17 protein-coding genes and 1 pseudogene are annotated in these 18,298 nt (G+C 61.1%); 11 read left to right on the forward strand and 7 right to left on the reverse strand.

The window, feature by feature from the left end:
- Window positions 1-100: 100 nt before the first annotated feature.
- From hmgA to D8U70_RS03215, 4 genes are read left to right on the forward strand one after another with little or no spacing between them, the layout of a single operon-like run.
- Window positions 101-1,405 (forward strand): homogentisate 1,2-dioxygenase, encoded by a 1,305-nt coding sequence (gene hmgA, locus D8U70_RS03200; protein WP_071174423.1) that lies wholly within the window; start codon window positions 101-103, stop codon window positions 1,403-1,405.
- Between the two features lie 3 nt (window positions 1,406-1,408).
- On the forward strand, window positions 1,409-2,713 hold the full coding sequence (gene fahA, locus D8U70_RS03205; protein ID WP_130928279.1) for a fumarylacetoacetase: 1,305 nt from the start codon (window positions 1,409-1,411) through the stop codon (window positions 2,711-2,713).
- Between the two features lie 12 nt (window positions 2,714-2,725).
- Entirely contained in the window at window positions 2,726-3,364 is a 639-nt protein-coding gene (gene maiA / locus D8U70_RS03210; RefSeq protein ID WP_130928280.1) for a maleylacetoacetate isomerase, read from the forward strand.
- Between the two features lie 55 nt (window positions 3,365-3,419).
- On the forward strand, window positions 3,420-4,790 hold the full coding sequence (locus tag D8U70_RS03215) for an aromatic acid/H+ symport family MFS transporter (protein ID WP_122707503.1): 1,371 nt from the start codon (window positions 3,420-3,422) through the stop codon (window positions 4,788-4,790).
- A gap of 90 nt (window positions 4,791-4,880) precedes the next feature.
- On the opposite strand, the gene D8U70_RS03220 is transcribed toward D8U70_RS03215, so the two are convergent.
- Window positions 4,881-5,684, reverse strand: coding sequence for a transglutaminase family protein (locus tag D8U70_RS03220; protein WP_071174426.1), 804 nt, complete (start codon window positions 5,682-5,684; stop codon window positions 4,881-4,883).
- 184 nt (window positions 5,685-5,868) lie between these two features.
- On the opposite strand from D8U70_RS03220, the gene D8U70_RS03225 reads away from it, so the two are divergent.
- Entirely contained in the window at window positions 5,869-6,888 is a 1,020-nt protein-coding gene (locus tag D8U70_RS03225) for a Glu/Leu/Phe/Val dehydrogenase dimerization domain-containing protein (RefSeq protein ID WP_071174427.1), read from the forward strand.
- A gap of 170 nt (window positions 6,889-7,058) precedes the next feature.
- Here the strand turns inward: D8U70_RS03225 and D8U70_RS03230 are convergent.
- Window positions 7,059-7,298, reverse strand: a pseudogene (locus tag D8U70_RS03230) (YebG family protein); the annotation flags it as partial.
- Between the two features lie 336 nt (window positions 7,299-7,634).
- Between D8U70_RS03230 and D8U70_RS03235 the strand changes: the two are divergent.
- Window positions 7,635-8,135 carry a phosphate-starvation-inducible PsiE family protein gene (locus D8U70_RS03235; RefSeq protein WP_016771633.1) on the forward strand — a complete coding sequence of 167 codons (501 nt, stop codon included), beginning with the start codon at window positions 7,635-7,637 and terminating at the stop codon, window positions 8,133-8,135.
- Here the strand turns inward: D8U70_RS03235 and D8U70_RS03240 are convergent.
- Window positions 8,132-8,449, reverse strand: a complete 318-nt coding sequence (locus D8U70_RS03240; protein WP_130928281.1) for a DUF3509 domain-containing protein — start codon at window positions 8,447-8,449, stop codon at window positions 8,132-8,134. The genes D8U70_RS03235 and D8U70_RS03240 overlap by 4 nt on opposite strands.
- A 263-nt stretch (window positions 8,450-8,712) precedes the next feature.
- Entirely contained in the window at window positions 8,713-10,089 is a 1,377-nt protein-coding gene (locus D8U70_RS03245; RefSeq protein ID WP_130928282.1) for an L-serine ammonia-lyase, read from the reverse strand.
- Window positions 10,090-10,224: 135 nt separating this feature from the next.
- Here D8U70_RS03245 and D8U70_RS03250 point away from each other — a divergent pair, with 135 nt between their 5' ends.
- A complete protein-coding gene (locus D8U70_RS03250) occupies window positions 10,225-11,172 on the forward strand; it encodes a LysR substrate-binding domain-containing protein (protein ID WP_016771630.1) in 948 nt (315 codons plus the stop codon).
- A 200-nt stretch (window positions 11,173-11,372) separates the two neighbouring features.
- On the forward strand, window positions 11,373-11,780 hold the full coding sequence (locus tag D8U70_RS03255; protein ID WP_016771629.1) for an HPF/RaiA family ribosome-associated protein: 408 nt from the start codon (window positions 11,373-11,375) through the stop codon (window positions 11,778-11,780).
- Between the two features lie 277 nt (window positions 11,781-12,057).
- Here the strand turns inward: D8U70_RS03255 and fecA are convergent, their stop codons facing one another.
- The 3 genes from fecA to D8U70_RS03270 form a co-directional block, all read right to left on the reverse strand.
- The gene (gene fecA / locus D8U70_RS03260) at window positions 12,058-14,391 is read right to left on the reverse strand and encodes a TonB-dependent Fe(3+) dicitrate receptor FecA (protein WP_130928283.1); all 2,334 of its coding nucleotides are present in this window, start codon (window positions 14,389-14,391) and stop codon (window positions 12,058-12,060) included.
- Window positions 14,392-14,480: 89 nt separating this feature from the next.
- Window positions 14,481-15,413, reverse strand: a complete 933-nt coding sequence (locus tag D8U70_RS03265) for a DUF4880 domain-containing protein (RefSeq protein WP_130928284.1) — start codon at window positions 15,411-15,413, stop codon at window positions 14,481-14,483.
- On the reverse strand, window positions 15,410-15,940 hold the full coding sequence (locus D8U70_RS03270) for a sigma-70 family RNA polymerase sigma factor (RefSeq protein WP_122601871.1): 531 nt from the start codon (window positions 15,938-15,940) through the stop codon (window positions 15,410-15,412). Before D8U70_RS03270 ends, D8U70_RS03265 begins: the two co-directional genes overlap by 4 nt.
- Before the next feature lie 146 nt (window positions 15,941-16,086).
- On the opposite strand from D8U70_RS03270, the gene D8U70_RS03275 reads away from it, so the two are divergent.
- The 3 genes from D8U70_RS03275 to D8U70_RS03285 are packed head-to-tail and all read left to right on the forward strand — an operon-like array spanning window position 16,087 to window position 18,298.
- Complete coding sequence (locus D8U70_RS03275) at window positions 16,087-16,392, forward strand: DUF3649 domain-containing protein (RefSeq protein WP_071174514.1); 306 nt, start codon at window positions 16,087-16,089, stop codon at window positions 16,390-16,392.
- Window positions 16,389-17,972 (forward strand): PepSY-associated TM helix domain-containing protein, encoded by a 1,584-nt coding sequence (locus D8U70_RS03280; protein WP_130928285.1) that lies wholly within the window; start codon window positions 16,389-16,391, stop codon window positions 17,970-17,972. Before D8U70_RS03275 ends, D8U70_RS03280 begins: the two co-directional genes overlap by 4 nt.
- Window positions 17,972-18,298: a DUF3325 domain-containing protein gene (locus tag D8U70_RS03285; RefSeq protein WP_110646390.1), complete on the forward strand. Its 327-nt coding sequence runs from the start codon at window positions 17,972-17,974 to the stop codon at window positions 18,296-18,298. The genes D8U70_RS03280 and D8U70_RS03285 overlap by 1 nt, the downstream gene beginning before the upstream one ends.

The raw sequence follows: 18,298 nt of genomic DNA on the forward strand, positions 1-18,298 counted from the left end.
ACGTTATGCGTAATCAGATTACGATAATAACAACCCCGGCGTGCCGAGACCTCTGAGCCAGAGCGATGGGCCATTGCCGACTCCCTGTTCAGGAGGCTCCATGAACCTCGATTCAACCGCGCAGGACCTGGTTTACCAGTCCGGCTTCGGCAACGAATTCAGCACTGAAGCGTTGCCCGGCGCGCTGCCCGTTGGCCAGAATTCCCCGCAAAAAGCCCCGTACGGCCTGTATACCGAATTGTTCTCCGGCACCGCGTTCACCATGCCGCGCAGTGAAGCGCGCCGCACCTGGATGTACCGGATTCAGCCATCGGCCAACCACCCGGCGTTCGTCAAACTGGAACGGCAACTGGCCGGCGGACCGTTGGGTGAAGTGACGCCCAATCGCCTGCGCTGGAATCCCCTGGAGCTGCCGACCGAACCGACGGATTTCATCGATGGCCTGGTCAGCATGGCCGCCAACGCCGGCGCCGAGAAACCGTCCGGCATCAGCATTTATAACTACACCGCCAACCGTTCGATGGAGCGGGTGTTCTTCAACGCTGACGGTGAAATGCTGCTGGTGCCGCAACTCGGTCGCCTGCGTATCGCCACCGAACTGGGCGTACTCGAAGTGGCGCCGCTGGAAATCGTCGTGCTGCCGCGTGGCCTGAAATTTCGCGTCGAACTGCTCGATCCACAGGCACGCGGCTACCTCGCCGAGAACCATGGCGCGCCGCTGCGCCTGCCAGATCTGGGGCCGATCGGCAGCAACGGTCTGGCCAATCCCCGGGATTTCCTCACCCCGGTCGCTGCCTACGAAAACCTGCAGCACCCGACTACTTTGGTGCAGAAATTTCTTGGCCAGTTGTGGGCCACTGAACTCAATCATTCGCCGCTCAATGTGGTCGCCTGGCACGGCAATAACGTGCCGTACAAATACGACCTGCGCCGTTTCAACACCATTGGCACGGTGAGTTTCGATCATCCCGATCCTTCGATCTTCACCGTACTGACCTCGCCGACCAGCGTGCACGGTCTGGCCAACCTCGATTTCGTGATCTTCCCGCCGCGCTGGATGGTCGCCGAAAACACCTTCCGGCCACCGTGGTTCCACCGCAACCTGATGAACGAATTCATGGGCCTGATCCAGGGCGAATACGACGCCAAGGCCGAAGGCTTCGTGCCCGGTGGCGCTTCGCTGCACAGTTGCATGAGCGCCCACGGCCCCGACGGCGAGACCTGCACCAGGGCGATCAACGCCGAGCTTGCACCTGCGAAAATCGATAACACCATGGCCTTCATGTTCGAGACCAGCCAGGTGCTGCGCCCAAGCCGTTTCGCCCTCGACTGCCCTCAATTGCAATCCAGTTATGACGCTTGCTGGGCCTCGCTGCCTGCCACGTTCGACCCGACCCGGAGATAACCCATGACACAGAATTCCATCTCCCGCAGCTGGGTCGCTTCGGCCAACGGTCACAGCGATTTTCCGTTGCAGAATCTGCCGCTGGGCGTGTTCAGTCTCAACGATTGCAGTCCGCGCGCGGGCGTGGCGATCGGCGAGCACATTTTCGATTTGCAGGTGGCGCTTGAGGCCGGGCTGTTCGACGGCGTTGCACGCAGTGCGGTGGAAGCCATGCACGGCGGGCAGTTGAACGCGTTCTTCGAACTTGGCCGTGAGGCGCGGGTGGCCCTGCGCGAACGCCTGATCGAACTGTTCAGTGAAGGCAGCACCCTGCGCGGCAGCATCGAAGCCCAAGGCGCGAAAGTCTTGCCGTTGGCTGCCGATTGCCAGATGCACCTGCCGGCGCGAATCAGCGATTACACCGACTTCTACGTCGGCATCGAGCATGCGCAGAACGTCGGCAAACTGTTCCGTCCGGATAACCCGCTGTTGCCGAACTACAAGCATGTGCCGATCGGTTACCACGGTCGCGCTTCCACAGTGCGAGCGTCCGGCACCGACGTGCGCCGGCCGAAAGGCCAGACGCTGCCGGCGGGGCAGACCGAACCGGTATTCGGCCCCTGCGCACGTCTGGATTACGAACTGGAGCTGGGCATCTGGATCGGCCAGGGCAATGAGATGGGCGAGCCGATTGCCATCGGTGACGCTGCCGAGCACATCGCCGGTTTCTGCCTGCTCAACGACTGGTCGGCGCGGGATATCCAGGCTTGGGAATACCAGCCGCTCGGGCCATTTCTGTCGAAAAGTTTCATCACCAGCGTCTCGCCCTGGGTGGTGATGGCTGAAGCACTGGAACCATTCCGCACGGCGCAACCGGCGCGCCCTGAAGGTGATCCGCAGCCGCTGCCGTATCTGCTCGACAAGCGTGATCAGGACGGCGGCGCCTTCGACATCGAACTGGAAGTGCTGCTGCGCACCGAAGCCATGCGCGAGCAGAAGCTGCCCGCCCATCGCCTGACCCTGAGCAACACCCGCTACATGTACTGGACCGTGGCGCAAATGGTCGCGCACCACAGCGTCAACGGTTGCCAGTTGCAGGCTGGTGACCTGTTTGGTTCGGGCACTTTGTCCGGCCCGGAAAACGGCCAGTTTGGTAGCCTGCTGGAGATTACCGAGGGCGGTAAGAAACCGATCGAACTGGCTTCCGGCGAAGTGCGCAAGTTCCTTGAGGACGGTGACGAAATCATCCTGCGCGCCCGCTGTGCCCGCGAAGGTTTTGCCTCGATCGGCTTCGGCGAATGTCGCGGCACCGTGATCGCGGCACGCTGACAGGAGCGGCTTATGGATCTCTTTGGCTATTACCGTTCCACTTCATCGTACCGGGTGCGAATTGCGCTGGCGTTGAAGGGCCTCGATTACCAGGCGCTGCCGGTCAACCTGATTGCGCCGTCGGGCGGTGAACATCGGCAGCCGGCGTATCTGGCGCTCAATCCCCAAGGCCGGGTGCCGACATTGCGCACCGATGACGGCGCGCTGCTGATTCAATCGCCGGCGATCATCGAGTATCTGGAAGAGCGTTATCCACGGGTGCCGTTGCTGCCGGATGATCTGCTGGCGCGCGCGCAGGTGCGCGGCGTTGCGGCGGTAATCGGCTGCGACGTGCACCCGCTGCACAACGTCAGCGTGCTCAATCGCCTGCGCCAGTCCGGGCAGGATGAAACGCAGGTAATGGAGTGGATCAGTCACTGGATCAGCCAAGGGCTGGCGACAGTGGAGCAGTTGATCGGCGACAGCGGTTTCTGTTTTGGCGAATGGCCGTGTGTGGCGGATGTGTATCTGATTCCGCAGTTGTATGCCGCAGAACGGTTCAATGTTTCGCTGGAGGCTTACCCGAAAATCCGCCGCGTTGCTGCGCTCGCTTTGGAACATCCAGCGTTCATCAAGGCCCATCCCGCCAACCAACCAGATACCCCTAAATGATCGCTCCCACGCGGAGCGTGGGAACGATCAATAAAAACAAAAACAGGTACTTGCGATGCATAACCAGATTGCCAGCTTCCGTGCGGCGCTCGACGCCCGGCCTGTGTCCCGTTATCAGTGGTTGCTGTTGATTCTGCTGGCGTTGCTGCTGGTCACCGACGGTTATGACGCCCAGGTGCTCGGTTATGTAGTGCCGGCGCTGGCCCAAGACTGGGGGCTGGAAAAATCCGTGTTCGGGCCGGTTTTCAGCGCCAACCTGCTCGGCCTGACCCTCGGTTCTCTCGCGGTTACGCCGCTGGCTGACCGCTTCGGTGTGCGTCGCATTCTGCTTGCCTGCGTATTGATCTACGCCACGCTGACGGTGCTGATGGTTTTCGCCGATTCGCTGAACACGCTGATGATCGCGCGATTCATCTGCGGCATCGGCATGGGCGGCGCGATGCCCAGCGCCATGGCCTTGATGTCGGAATATTCACCACCGCGTCTGCGTACGTTAATGGTGACGCTGGCTGCCTGTGGTTTCTCGTTCGGTGGGGCGGCGGGCGGTTTTGTTGCCGCCGGTTTCATCGATCAGTTCGGCTGGCAGGCTGTGTTCCTCGCTGGCGGCGTGACGCCGTTGCTGCTGTTCCCGTTTCTCTGGTGGATGTTGCCGGAATCGCTGCCGCGTTTGCTGCGTGATGCACCGCCGTATGCACGGCTGCGCAAAGTCAGCGCGCGGATGTTGCCGGACTGGCAGCCACCGCTGGCCAGCGTCGAGCAGAACGAGCGTGAGCAGGGCAGCAAACTGACCGTGGTCGAGTTGTTTCGCAACGGCTACGCGCGGCCAACCTTGTTGATCTGGGCGACGTTTTTTGTCAGCCTGATTCTGTTGTATTTCATGATCAGCTGGCTGCCAACGCTGCTGCTGGAAAGCGGATTGAAACTCAACGAAGCCAATCTCGTGACGTCGATGTTCCTGTTCGCCGGGACCCTTGGCGCGATCTGTATGGCCTGGTTCGCCGACCGTTTGCAACGCAAGGTGCGCCTGTTGTCCGGCGTACTGGCAGGGGCGGCGCTGTGCACGATTCTGCTCGGCCTCAACCACGACGATCCGCGTTTTCTGGTGGCCTGTGTGTTTGCCGCCGGGTTCTGCATCATCGGCGGGCAACTGACGCTGAATGCCTTTGCCAGCAATTTCTACCCGGCCCATGTGCGCGCCACGGGCACCGGATGGGCATTGGGCGTGGGACGTTTCGGTTCGATCCTCGGCCCGCTGTTCGGCAGCCTGCTGCTGGCAATGCATATACCGGTGGCGCAGATTTTCTTCTTCTGCGCGATCCCGGCGGTGATTGCCGCACTGCTGATCATTCAGGTGCGCTCGCCCACTGATGCCTCCCGAGCCACCGTGGGAGCGAGCCTGCTCGCGAAGAACGATAACGCGGTTTGACCGGAGACCGAGGTGCCTGCTTCGCGAGCAGGCTCGCTCCCACACAGGTTTGTGTGGGCCTCAAGGATGGGGGCAGCCCGCGGAAGGTAGTTAATGCACGACGGAGTTGGGCGGCAGATGGCCGAGGCGTTCGGTCAGGCGCAGCCGCTGGATCGGGTCTTCGCTGAGCAATAACGCATGCTCCAGATCGAAGCGCTCAGCGTTCGGGCAGTCCAGCCGTTGATACAGACTGGCCCGGGCCATGTAATCGGAGGCCTTCGCATCACCCAGTTCGAGCACTCGTTCTGCGTCGATCAGCGCGGCGATGTGATCGTCGTGGGTCAGATGCAATTGGCGCAGGTTGCGTGACAGACGCTGCAGCATCTGCGCTGGCGTGGCCGTCAGCAGATGCTCGGCGCTGAGCTGCATGTTCGGCCCGTATTGGCGTTGCAACAGTTCGCGACAGTCGTTGGGATACAAGCGTCGACCGCCGCAAGGGTCGAGCAAGTGGTCGGCGCCGGGTACCCGCAACAGGAAATGCCCGGGGAAGTTGACCCCGACCAAAGGAATCTCGAGGCCATGGGCCAGTTCCAGTGCGATCAACGCCAATGCCAACGGCTGACCGCGCTGGGTGTGCAACACGCGGTGCAGCAGCGCCGCCTGCGGGCGCAGCGGCAGGAAATCATCCTGTGCGAAACCGAGATCGACCATGCGCCGCAACAGCGGTTGCGCCAGTTCGCTGACCGGCAGCATCGGCAGGCCATAGCTGACGCGTAGTTGCAGATCCTTGAAGGTGCGCAACCATGCCTCGGGCTCGAGGGTTTTGTCGTGCTCGGCACTTATCCACAGCGCAGCTTCCAGCAGGGCTGGCGGTGAACGATGCAGGCATTCGAAAAAGCGTTGGCGCGCACTCATCAAAATCTCCCTCCAATGCCTCGTTTTAGCCCCGTCCGGGTTGTTCGTCCAGTGCCGGGCGCGTTGAGCGCGAGTTATAGCGGCGCAACATTGTCCGCTCGGCGGCTCATGCTGGTGCGCGCCAGCAATTTTCAGGGGCAAGCCTATACTGGCGTTCTACAAGAAGTGATTCGGGAGCCTGTCGATGTTCGCTCTCATGCAAAGCACTCGCCTGGAATCGCTGCACTTGAGCGTGGACCCGGTCACCGGGTTGAAGGCGGTCATTGCCATTCATGACAGTCGCCTGGGGCCAGCCCTGGGCGGCTGCCGTTACCTTGCCTATCCCAACGACGAATCTGCGGTCGAGGACGCCATTCGCCTGGCGCAAAACATGAGCTACAAAGCGGCGCTCGCCGGCCTTGCGCAGGGCGGCGGGGTGGCGGTGATCGTGCGCCCGGCCCATGTCGAGAATCGCGCCGCGTTGTTCGAGGCTTTCGGCCGTTGCATCGAGCAGCTCGACGGTCGCTACATCACCGCCATCGACAGCGGCACTTCAGTGGCGGACATGGACTGCATTGCTCAACAGACGCGGCATGTCACCAGCACCACCTCGGCAGGCGATCCGGCACCGCACGCGGCCATGGGCGTGTTCACCGGCATTCGCGCCACGGCGATGGCGCGTCTGGGCAGCGACAACCTCGAAGGCCTGCGCATCGCGATTCAGGGGCTTGGCAACGTCGGTTATGCACTGGCCGAGCAACTGCACGCTGCCGGCGCCGAGTTGCTGGTCAGTGACATCGACCACGGCAAGGTGCAACTGGCGATGGAGCAGCTCAATGCTCACCCGATCGCCAACGACGCATTGCTCAGCACGCCGTGCGACATTCTCGCGCCTTGTGGGTTGGGCGGGGTGCTTAATAGTCACACCGTTTCACAGCTGCGCTGTTCCGCTGTGGCCGGTTCGGCGAACAATCAACTTTCCCATCTGGATGTGGCGGATCAACTGGAACGGCGCGGGATTCTTTATGCGCCGGATTATGTGATCAATGCCGGCGGGCTTATTTACGTTTCGCTTAAACATCGTGGCGAGGAGTTGCCGACCATCACGGCACATCTGTCGAAGATCAGTTCGCGGCTCACGGAGGTCTTCGCTCACGCGCAGGCGGAAAAACGTTCGCCGGCGCGGGTGGCGGATGAGTTGGCGGAAAAGGTTTTGTATCGCTGAAAGCAAAAGATCGCAGCCTTCGGCAGCTCCTACACTCGGAATGTGGGAGCTGCCGAAGGCTGCGATCTTTTTGATTACTTCGGCGCTTTCGCTGCTTTGGCGGGCTTCGCCGGCGCCTCGTCAGGTTCTGCCGCTTCAGCTTTTTCGACAGGCTCGGCCGGCGCATTGATCAGCTCCGACAGCGCATCGGGCTGGCTCTTGAATGCCCGGGCGAACACATCACGATTCTTCGCCATGTAGATCCCGGCTTCTTCCACTTGCTGTTCGGTCAGGGACGGAACGGCTTTTTGCAGCACATCGGCCAGATATTCGGCCAGTTCGAGCATTTTGTCATGACGATCAGCTTCGGCTTTATCCATGAACAAGCGCTCCAGATCTCGGCTGCTGCGGTATACCACTTCGACGGCCATTCACCACCTCACATGCCTTCACGTTAAGTTGTCTTGACGACTACTGTATCCATATACAGCGAAAAGGATAAGCGAATCCCTGCGCCATGGGTAGTGGCTTTTCAATGTAGACCGGATTTGGCGTTTGTCAGGGGACGGGGTGGCTGCTATTCGCGAGCAGGCTCGCTCCCACAGAAACTCCAGCGGTGCGACCAAACGCCACGGCGCGGGATTTGCGGCGGATCGCCATGATGCGTGGCCCTGAACCTGCATGAAAACCGTTGCAACAAGGCGCGCGCGCAAAACCGTCACGTGCGATACGCATCATCCGCCCGAAACGGGCTAAGGAAACTCATCGTGAAAATAAACTGGGCCGAGAAACTGCGGCGTAACGTGCATCAACTGGCCGAGTCCCTGGGCAACCTGTTCGTCGAAACCTTCCACTATCTGGCGCTGTTCGCCATCGGTGCGGTGACGGCGTGGGCGGCGGTGATGGAGTTTCTCGGCATGCTCGAAGTCGGGCACATCAAGATCGATGACATCCTGTTGCTGTTCATCTATCTGGAACTGGGCGCGATGGTCGGGATTTATTTCAAGACCAACCACATGCCGGTGCGCTTTCTGATCTACGTGGCGATCACTGCACTGACGCGCCTGCTGATCTCCAACGTCTCGCACCACAACCCGCCGGACATGGGCATCATCTACCTGTGCGGCGGCATTTTGCTGCTGGCGTTTGCGATCCTGGTGGTGCGTTACGCTTCGTCGCAATTCCCTTCGGTGAAGATCGAGAACCCGCAGCGCAAGATCGGTACGGGCTCCAGCGAACATCCGGAAGTGGAGAAGGGCGAGCTCTAAAGGCCCGCCGCCTGGCCGGGCTGACCTTTGACCCGTGGCGGTGGCGGGGTCAGTCCGACGCCGCTGGTCATGGCTTCGAGAATCGACATGGCGCTGTGGCCCTGTTCGATGGCGATACCGAACTGGATGCTTTGTACCAGCCGTTTCAAACGCTCGGGATCATTGCGCTGTTCGGCACTGATCATGCGCTTGGCCACGATGCGGCCGGCGTTGGACAGCGTCAGCATGATGCTGCCGTCCAGGCCCTGAATGCTCAGATTGATCTGATAGTCCGGCGCGAAGGCATCGGTAATGATTTGAAATGGGTTGTCCATGATGCGTCACCGCCTGATTGAACGTGCAGTTGTTGACCGGCCATGATCCGATTTGGTTCGCAACACCAGACCACTGGCATCTCGTTCGCTGAGGTTTGCAATGTCCGTTTGCCTCAAGGGTGATGTAGCAAGGGGCATGCCGGAAAAATTGTCGAACAATAAACACGGCAAAAAAAACGGCGAGCCTCGGGGCTCGCCGTTTTTTGTGGCGCGTTTTCAGGGCAGAAATGAGCCGATGATCGCTGACAGTGCAGTCAGGCCGATCAGCACTCCACCCAGTTCACCGCCAGCCCGCCGCGCGAGGTTTCCTTGTATTTGTCGTGCATGTCGGCGCCGGTGTCGCGCATGGTGCGGATCACCCGGTCGAGGGAAATGAAGTGATTGCCGTCGCCGCGCAGGGCCATTTGCGTGGCGTTGATCGCCTTCACCGCCGCGATGGCATTGCGCTCGATGCACGGCACTTGCACCAGGCCACCGACCGGATCGCAGGTCAGGCCGAGGTTGTGTTCCAGGCCGATTTCGGCAGCGTTCTCCAGTTGCTCCGGTGTCGCGCCGAGGACATCGGCCAGGCCGGCGGCGGCCATTGCGCAAGCCGAACCGACTTCGCCCTGACAGCCAACTTCGGCGCCGGAGATGGAGGCGTTTTTCTTGCACAAAATGCCGACAGCGGCTGCGCCGAGAAAGAACGCGACGACATCATCGTCAGACGCATCCGGATTGAATTTCATGTAGTAGTGCAGAACGGCCGGAATGATCCCGGCGGCACCATTGGTCGGCGCGGTGACCATGCGCCCACCGGCCGCGTTTTCTTCGTTGACGGCGAGGGCGAACAGGTTGACCCATTCCATCGCCGACAGGGTCGAGCTGATCACATTCGGTTTGCCGATTTCCAACAGGCTGCGATGCAGTTTCGCCGCGCGACGCGGTACTTTCAGACCGCCGGGCAGGATGCCTTCGTGGTGCAAACCTTGTTCGACGCACTCGCGCATCACTGACCAGATGTGCAACAGGCCCTGACGGATTTCGGCATCGCTGCGCCAGGTGCGCTCGTTGGCCATCATCAGTTCGGACACGCGCAGATTGTGTTGTTTGCACAGGGCGAGCAGTTCGGCGGCGCTGGAAAAATCGTAGGGCAACACCACGTCGCTGATTGGCGCCACACCAGACTCGGCTTCAGCCGCTTCGACGATGAAACCGCCGCCCACCGAGTAATAGGTTTGCGCGAACAGCTCGGCGCTTTCGCCAAAGGCGCTCAGCGACATGGCGTTGGGGTGGTAGGGCAGGCTCTCGTCGAGCAGCAGCAGATCGCTCTGCCAGTCAAAAGCAATTGAACGTTGACCGGCGAGGGACAGTTGCCCGGTTTCGCGCAGTTGCTGGATGCGTGGCTCGATGGTCGAAGGATCGATGCTGTCCGGCCATTCGCCCATCAGGCCCATGACCGTTGCGCGGTCAGTGGCGTGGCCGACGCCGGTGGCAGAGAGCGAACCGTAAAGGCGGATCTGCACACGTCGCACATCATTGAGCAGATGCTGATCGATCAGAGCCTGGGCAAAGGTCGCCGCTGCACGCATCGGACCGACGGTATGGGAACTGGACGGGCCGATGCCCACCTTGAATAGATCGAAAACACTGATAGCCATGCTAAACCCTTACAAGCAATGGAGTAGGAATCGCTGCCATTTTTTGTCGGACAAGCGCAATGTCGGCGATACTGCCTGCCTCGGTTCGAGGTGACCAACGAAACCTCCTAAGACAGCCTTTAGCAGGACTAAACAATGAGTCGTCAATTGCATGCCCAGACCTATGTCTGGCTGCAGGTATTTGCCTGTGCCGCGCGGCACCTGTCGTTCACCCGTTGTGCCGAAGAGCTGCACATCACCCCGGGCGCGGTCAGCCAGCAGATTCGCCAATTGGAAGAGCGCTTGGGCTTTCGCCTGTTTCATCGGCGCGCGCGTGGCGTTGAGTTGAGTGCACAGGGGCAGCGGCTGGCGATTACCGTCAATGAAGCGTACGGCAGCATCGATGCGGAGTTGCGCCGGCTGGACGCCGGGATGATCAGCGGGACTCTGCGGTTGCGCTCGATCCCGTCGTTTCTCGGCAAGTGGCTGACCCCGCGCCTGCCGCGCTTGCAGCAACGCTTTCCGGATATCCAGTTGCGCCTGGTGGCCGAGGACAGCAGCGTGCCCTTGCATGAGGGCGATTTCGATCTGGCCATCGACCTCAACGATGGCAGTTATCCCGGATTGTTATCCACAGCCTTGCTCGACGAGCAGATATTTCCGGTGTGCGCGCCGAGCCTGTTGCGTGGGCGCCCGCCGTTGCACGGGCCGGCCGATCTGGTGCATTTCCCGTTGCTGCACGACATCACCGCCTGGCGTGGCAGTTACGAATACGCGGAATGGGAGTTCTACCTGAACGCGATCGGCTTCGAAGGCGCCGATGTGCGACGCGGCCACACCTTCAATCGCAATCACCTGACCATCGAAGCGGCGATTGCCGGCATGGGCGTGGCGATTGCCCGGCGCACGTTGCTCAACGATGAGCTGGAGCGCGGCACGTTGATCGTGCCGTTCGGCTTGTCGGTGCCCAACCATAAACGCTATGTGCTGCTGTATGCACCGGGGGCGTTGAGCCATCCGGGCGTGCGCGCTGTGCATGATTGGCTGGTGGAGGAGGCGGGAATTTTCCGCAGTCTGCACCCGCTGAACGAGCAGCAGATGTGAGCAGATTTTTCTGCGGAGCGGGTCGACCCAACTCCCGACATTAACAGCGCCTCGCTCGGTTGTCCGGCTTTTTTTGCGAATGAATATTTTTCTTTTTTCAGGGGTTGAAATGTTCGCCGCTCGGGCCGATTGTTGTAACCAGGAGGTCAGGAAATTCACTTCAAGGCCTCCAGCGAGCTAGCTGAAATAAGGGATGAACTATGCAAATCCAAGTCAACAGCGATAACCATATTCAAAGCAGTAAGCGACTGGAGGAGTGGGTACGTACAACTATTGAGAGCACGCTCGACCGTTATGAAGAAGACCTGACCCGTGTCGAAGTCCACCTGAGCGACGAGAACGGCGAGAAACCAGGTCCCCATGACTTGCGCTGCCAACTGGAAGCGCGGCCAAAAGGCCACCAACCGATTTCCGTGACCCACAAAGCCGATTCGCTGGAACAGGCGATCGACGGTGCTGCCGAGAAACTCGAGCACAAACTGGATCATCTGTTCGGCAAACTGCGAGGTAAACCACGCGCCGCTGTAGTGCCATTTACCGGCAAGGCCAACGACAAGCTGTTGGCGGAAGAATTTGACGAGAATGAACAGGCAGCGATCAACAGTTGATGCGCTGATTTCACAAGTGACTAAGGAGAACGGGCCTGCTGATGCAGGCCCGTTTTTTTTTGTTCGAGGTGTTGGTTGTTTCGCGGCAGGGTTGGAGATCGTAGCCCCTCACCCCAGCCCTCTCCCGAGGGAGAGGGAGCCGATTCCGGTTGTTTTCAGGTCCAGCGTTCGGCTCGATATTGCAGGCGAGCGTAAATCGTAAATATACCTCGGTCAGTCCCCTCTCCCTCTGGGAGAGGGTTAGGGTGAGGGGCTTTTGATCTTCAATGGGCTGCGGTCAGAACGCCACCGACGTCTGCACATAAACCGTCCGCGGCTCTCCCACGTACTTGCCCTTGTTGTTGTCATCGAACGAGCGTGTGAAGTACTGCGTGTTGAAGATGTTCTTCACGCCCACCGCCACATTCAAATCCGACAGTTGCGGTCCGAAGTCATACCCGGCGCGGCTGCTGAACAGCATGTAGCCGGGGATCTTGCCGGTGCTGCCATCGGCGCTTTCCTTCGAAGTGTTGGCATTGTCGGCGAACTGGTCGCTCTGGAAGCTGCTGTCCAGATTCAGCTTCCATGGCCCTTCGGTATAACCGACGCCAATCGTGCCTTTGTGCTTGGAGGAAAACGGCACGCGGTTGCCTTTGTTCGGCCCGTCCTCGCGGATGGTGGCGTCGACATAGGCATAACTGGCGTAGACATCGAAACCGGCCAGCGCCGGGCTCAAGTCATCCAGCGCGTAATTGACGCTGGTCTCGATGCCCTGATGGCGGGTTTCGCCGCGAGCGATCACCGAGTCGTTGGTCTGGTTGCTTTCGTACTGGTTGTCGAAGTTGATCAGGAATGCGCCGATCTCCGCGCGCAGGGCACCGTTGTCGTAGCGCGTGCCGAGTTCCCAGGTGCGGGCCTTTTCCGGTTTCACTTCGCCGCTGCTCACGCGGTTGGGCATCTGGCTGTATTGCACGCTGCCGAACGAGCCTTCGGTGTTGGCATACAGGTTCCAGCTGTCGGTGAGGTGATAAAGCACGTTCAGCGCCGGCAGCGCGGTGTTGTAGTCGCCCTTGTATTTGACGTTGGTCAGGTTGTTGGTCTGTTGCGACTCGATCATCTCGTAGCGCACGCCCGGAGTGATGGTCCATTTGCCGATGTCGATGCGGTCATCGACGAAGAACGCGTTGGCCTCGGTACCACCGCGAGTGTCGCGGTCGTTGCGGCTGCTGGTGGTCGGGTATTCGTTGGCGCTGATCGGCGTGCGATAACGCAGTTCGTGGCCGGCCTCGTTGATGTAGCGGTAGCCGACGCCGACTTCGTGGCTGCTCGGACCGAGATCGAAGCCCTGGGCGAAACGGGTTTCCAGACCACGTACCCAATACTCGCGGGGCGACAGCGAAAGGAATGTGCCCTGATCCAGATAACCGCTGCGCAGGGTTTTGGTGAAGAAGGTGTTGGCGGTGAATTCGCGGCGATCTTCCTGATAGCGATAGCCGAAGTTGAACATCGTGCGGCGCCCCCAGAACTGGTCTTTCGGCCGCGTCGATTGATACGGATCGGCATCGTAATCGGCGACGTTGAGACCGCCAGGCATGTCGGCCTTGCCCTCGTAATACTGGGCCATGGCGTTGAAGCTGTTGGCCTCGTCGAGCTGGTACTTGCCCTTGAGGATCAGGTCGTCGATCTCGGTATCGCTGTGTTCGCGCCAGTCACCGCCACGGGTGCCGGAGTACAACAGCGCACCACCGAGGCCGTTGGCGTTGGTGCCGCCGGCCAGCAGATTGGCGCTGGTCTTGAAACCGTCGTGGCTCGACGATGGGCTGGTTTCAGTCTGGAAACCACCCTTGACCGTTGGCTCGTCGGGAATCGCCCGGGTCACGAAGTTGACCACGCCGCCGACGTTCTGCGGGCCATAACGCACCGCACCGCCGCCGCGCACCACGTCCACCGCATCCATGTTGCCCATGCTGATCGGCGCGAACGACAACTGCGGCTGACCATACGGCGCGAACGGCACCGGGATGCCATCCATCAATACTGTCGAGCGCGCGGCCAGGCGTGGATTCAGACCACGAATGCCGAAGTTCAGCGCCATGTCGTGGCTGCCGGTGCCGTTGTTCTCCGGCGCATTCACACCGGGGATGCGGTTGAGCACATCGCGGGCCTGGGTCGCGCCCTGGCGTTCGAATTCTTCGCGGCGGATCACATCACGCGCCCCGGGGTGTTCGAAGACATTGATCTGCGCCGCATCGCCGAGCCAGTCGCCGACTACGGTCGAGGTGCCCAGCTCCAGCGCCGCGTCAGCCAGCGGTTGCAGGCTGAAGGCATTGTCGCCTTCGGCGCGGGCTTGCAGGCCGGTGCCTTCGAGCAGGGCATCGAGGCCTTTTTGCGTCGTGTAATTGCCCTCCAGACCCCGGCTCTGCACACCGCTGGTGACTTGCGAGCCGAAGGAAATCAGCACGCCGGCTTCACGGCCAAACTGGTTCAGCGCGGTTTCCAGCGACGCCGGGGCGATGTGATAAACCTTGGCTTCGGCACCCAACGCGGCGGGCAGGGCGGTGAAACTCAGGCTGGCGCCGAGCAGAAGATTGCGCAGGCTGCGGGCCAGTGGCGTGAGGCGGGTGGACTGCATGTGGATGATCCTGAGAAGGTGGAATCAAGGGGGCTTTCCTTCTCTGTCACGCCAGATCTGAAAAACGGCTCATGGTTTTGGCGTTTTTTTTACACCCGCGCTTCGACGCTCACCCAATAACGGGTAAAGCGCTTCACTCTGACCGGCAGACTGACCTGCAACAGGTCAAGAATCCGCTCGCTGTCATCCAGTGGATACGTTCCGGAAATCAGCAGATCGGCAACCTGGCTGTCGCACCGCAGCTGCCCGCGCCGGTAGCGGCCAAGCTCTTCGAGGAAATCACCGAGGCGCATATGAGCGGCGACCAGCATGCCGTCAGTCCACGCACCACTGTTGGCGTCCAGTGGTTTGGCCGCGCTGACGGAGCTGGCAGTAAAACTCAACTGCCGCGCGACCGGCAGCAGCAGGGGCGCGCGCTGGTTGGCGATGAGTTCGACTCGTCCTTCAAACAGCGCGATCTGCGTGCGCTCGGCAAACTGCCGCACATTGAGGCGCGCACCTTGGGTTTTCAGCACGCCGTGTGCCGTGCGGATCTCGAACGGATTTGCAGCGCTCAACAGCATTTCGCCCTCGAGCAGACCAATCAACCGCTGCGCACCGTCAACATCAACCGAGCTGGCGGTATTGAGCTGTAACGAATCGGCACCGCCCAGGCCGATCTCGCGCCGCTGGCCGACCGGCGTGCGGTAATCGGCGAGCAGCGACGGCAACGGCGTGTGCTCGCGCATGCCCCAGGTCGCCGCTGAGCCGGCACCGAGAATCAGCAACATTTTCAGCGCCTGACGGCGGCTGCCGGACTTCGGTCCGTTCAACGCCGCGTGGGCCAACGGCGACGAAACGCCGCGCAAACGCTGATTGACTCGTTGCATGTGTTCCCACGCCCGGCGGTGTTCGCTGTGTGCATCCAGCCATTGTTGCCAGGCCTGTTGCTGGCGCGGGGTCAGCGTGCCCTGCTGTATTTCCAGCAGCCAGTGCACCGCCTGTTCGGCGACCTGCGCGGAGAAGTCCGGGGTGCGATTCATAAAGCGAAATAGCAGCGCATGGCCGCTTTGTTCAAATGGCGTTTGACCGTGGCCACTGAGATGCCCAGTTCTGCGGCGATCTGTGGATAAGTCAGACCATCGACCTGCGCGAGCAGAAAGGCGCGTTTGACCTGGCGCGGCAAGCCGTCGAGCAGCTCATCGAGCTCGATCAACGTCTGCAGGATGATCGCTTTGTGCTCTTCCGACGGCGCGACCATTTCCGGCATTTGCGCCAGCGTCTCGAGGTAGGCGCGTTCCACATCTTGGCGCCGGTAATGATTGAACAGCACGCGCTTGGCCAGCGTAGTGAGAAAGGCGCGCGGTTCGATGATCACCGGTGGCTCGCGAGCGGTCAGCACCTTGATGAACGTGTCCTGAGCCAGATCCGCCGCGCTGTCGGGGCAGCCGAGCTTGCGCCGCAACCAGCCAGTGAGCCAGCTGTGATGAGCATGGTAGAGCGATTCGACGGGATGGGCGGGCGGCAACGAAATGACTCCGGACGCAAAATTTGCGTAGAGAACGTGCATTAGAGAACAAGAACGGTTCGCATTGTAGAGGCTGGCGACAGTGTCCGGCAATCAGATGCTTTTGCGTATGAGAATATTTATCATTAATATTGCTCGCCTGTAGATTCGGCTTGTCGGCCGAACGTTTTTCGTTTCAGGGTCGAAACATGAAAGGCAAACTCGCCACCCTTCCCATGTCCTATCGTCTGGCCGTCACTTCGCGAGTGCTGGCGGCGATTTTCGGCGGCTATCTGGTCGCGGCGCTGGCCAGTGTCGCCCTGACGTTGTGGCTGCCGCTGAACCGCGCCGAAGCGGTGGTCACCGGCATGACTGTGTCCTTTCTGGTCTATCTGGTCGCGGTGCTCTGGTGTTTTGCCTGCCGCAGCGCGTGGTCGGCGTGGGTCGGCCTGTTGGTGCCGAGCGTGATTCTCGCCACCGTTTCCGGTGCCGCGCGCGGTCTGGGGCTGGCATGAAAGAGGGCTTCCGGCAGGCGATGGCCTGGCTGCACACCTGGGCCGGGCTGGTGTTCGGCTGGTTGCTGTTCGCGATTTTTTTCACCGGCACGCTCGCTTATTTCAAAGATGAAATCAGCCACTGGATGCAGCCGGAAATCGCTGCACATTCGCTTGATAGCGAAGCGAGCCTGGCGCTGGCGCAAGATTATCTGCAACAACACGCCGCCGGCGCCTCGCGCTGGCTGATCGATTTGCCCGATGCCCGCGACCCCGGCCTGACGGTGCGCTGGCAACAGGCGCCGGGCAACCCCGGCGAGCGCGGCCGCTTCGAATCCCGAACCCTCGACGCTCAGACCGGGGCCGAGGTGCAGGGCCGCGAAAGCATGGGCGGCGAGTTCTTTTATCGCTTCCATTTCCAGTTGCAGATGCCTTACCCGTGGGGGCGCTGGCTGGCGACCCTCGCCGCGATGGTGATGTTCGTTGCGTTGATCAGCGGCATCATCACCCACAAGAAAATCTTCAAGGACTTCTTCACCTTCCGCCCGCGCAAGGGCCAGCGTTCCTGGCTCGACGGGCATAACGCCGTGGGCGTGCTGGTGCTGCCGTTTCATTTGATGATCACTTACAGCAGCCTGGTGATTTTCATGTCGATGGTCATGCCGGCCAGCATCGTTGCCTCTTACGGCAGCGACGTGCGCAAGTTCTACGACGAAGTCTTTCCCGCCTCGAAGACGCCCGAGCGCGCCGATGTCGCCGCACCGCTGACCGCCATGGCGCCGCTACTGGCCAATGCCAGCGAGCAGTGGTCGGGCGGCCACACCGCGCGCCTGTCGGTGAGCAATCCGGGCGATGCCAGCGCCACGGTGGTGCTGTCCCGCGCGGGCGATCGGGTGGTGCATGATTTCGGCCGGGCGGTCACCTTCAATGGCGTCACCGGGCAGCTTCTGAGCAGTACACCCGATCAACCCATGGCGATGGCGGTGGGTGGCGCGTTTTACGGTTTGCACATGGGCCATTTCGCCGGGCCGCTGTTGCGCTGGATGTATTTCATTTGCGGACTGGCCGGCACGGCGATGATTGGCACCGGGCTGGTGATCTGGCTCGGCAAGCGGCAGCTCAAGCACGTAAAAAGCGCGGCGTTGCCCTTCGAATTGCGCCTGGTTGAGGTGCTGAATATCGCCAGCATGGCCGGCCTGGTATCGGCGGTGGCGGTGTTCTTTCTGGCCAATCGACTGCTGCCGGTGAGTCTGGCGGGGCGGGCCGATTGGGAAGTGAATGCGTTTTTTATTGCCTGGGGGCTTAGCCTGTTGCACGCGGTATTGCGTCCAGGGCGCAAGGCGTGGATCGAACAGCTGACGCTCGGCGCTGCGCTGTTTATCGCGGTGCCGCTGATCAATGCGCTGACCACACCGTGGAATCTTGGCGCCAGCCTGATGCAGCGCGACTGGGCACTGGCCGGATTTGATCTGACGTGTCTGGCGACGGGGCTTTTTCTCGGCTGGGCTGCGCGCAAGATGCAGCGTACGGGCGACTCCGTCAGCGTTCGCAACGCAAGTCCTTCGCCTCGCTCGATCACAGTCGAACAGGGGGCCAACTGATGCTGCTGGTCCTGTTGCTCACCTATGCCGGCTTCACCGCGTTGTGCCTGTCGATGCCACGTCATCACGCCGAATTGCTCGGCGCCAGACCGTCGACGCGCCGCCGTCAGGGTCTGGCGTTGGCGGGATGGCTGTTGCTGGCGCTTTCGCTGTGGGCGGCGGTGGCGGCCGGCGGCTGGAGTTTCGGTCTGGTCGACTGGTTCGCGGTGCTGATGCTCAGCGCTTTGGCATTGGTGCTGTTGCTGCCGTATCGCCCGCGTCTGGCCATGGCCCTGGCCGGGTTGAGCCTGCTGGCGAGCCCGGTCGCCGCCTGGGCGCAGTGCTGA

Origin of the sequence: Pseudomonas sp. Sample_20, from assembly GCF_004307585.1 — a bacterium.
GTDB classification, from domain to species: Bacteria; Pseudomonadota; Gammaproteobacteria; order Pseudomonadales; family Pseudomonadaceae; genus Aquipseudomonas; species Aquipseudomonas atacamensis.

Excerpts from the sequence above, each read along its gene's own strand:
- D8U70_RS03250 (WP_016771630.1), top strand. The coding sequence starts at position 10,225 with ATGAGTCGTCAATTGCATGCCCAGACCTATGTCTGGCTGCAGGTATTT.
- D8U70_RS03225 (WP_071174427.1), top strand. The coding sequence starts at position 5,869 with ATGTTCGCTCTCATGCAAAGCACTCGCCTGGAATCGCTGCACTTGAGC.
- D8U70_RS03280 (WP_130928285.1), top strand. The coding sequence starts at position 16,389 with ATGAAAGAGGGCTTCCGGCAGGCGATGGCCTGGCTGCACACCTGGGCC.
- D8U70_RS03215 (WP_122707503.1), top strand. The coding sequence starts at position 3,420 with ATGCATAACCAGATTGCCAGCTTCCGTGCGGCGCTCGACGCCCGGCCT.
- D8U70_RS03270 (WP_122601871.1), bottom strand. The coding sequence starts at position 15,940 with ATGCACGTTCTCTACGCAAATTTTGCGTCCGGAGTCATTTCGTTGCCG.
- hmgA (WP_071174423.1), top strand. The coding sequence starts at position 101 with ATGAACCTCGATTCAACCGCGCAGGACCTGGTTTACCAGTCCGGCTTC.
- fecA (WP_130928283.1), bottom strand. The coding sequence starts at position 14,391 with ATGCAGTCCACCCGCCTCACGCCACTGGCCCGCAGCCTGCGCAATCTT.
- D8U70_RS03245 (WP_130928282.1), bottom strand. The coding sequence starts at position 10,089 with ATGGCTATCAGTGTTTTCGATCTATTCAAGGTGGGCATCGGCCCGTCC.
- D8U70_RS03255 (WP_016771629.1), top strand. The coding sequence starts at position 11,373 with ATGCAAATCCAAGTCAACAGCGATAACCATATTCAAAGCAGTAAGCGA.
- D8U70_RS03220 (WP_071174426.1), bottom strand. The coding sequence starts at position 5,684 with ATGAGTGCGCGCCAACGCTTTTTCGAATGCCTGCATCGTTCACCGCCA.
- D8U70_RS03240 (WP_130928281.1), bottom strand. The coding sequence starts at position 8,449 with ATGGACAACCCATTTCAAATCATTACCGATGCCTTCGCGCCGGACTAT.
- fahA (WP_130928279.1), top strand. The coding sequence starts at position 1,409 with ATGACACAGAATTCCATCTCCCGCAGCTGGGTCGCTTCGGCCAACGGT.
- D8U70_RS03285 (WP_110646390.1), top strand. The coding sequence starts at position 17,972 with ATGCTGCTGGTCCTGTTGCTCACCTATGCCGGCTTCACCGCGTTGTGC.
- maiA (WP_130928280.1), top strand. The coding sequence starts at position 2,726 with ATGGATCTCTTTGGCTATTACCGTTCCACTTCATCGTACCGGGTGCGA.
- D8U70_RS03275 (WP_071174514.1), top strand. The coding sequence starts at position 16,087 with ATGAAAGGCAAACTCGCCACCCTTCCCATGTCCTATCGTCTGGCCGTC.
- D8U70_RS03265 (WP_130928284.1), bottom strand. The coding sequence starts at position 15,413 with ATGAATCGCACCCCGGACTTCTCCGCGCAGGTCGCCGAACAGGCGGTG.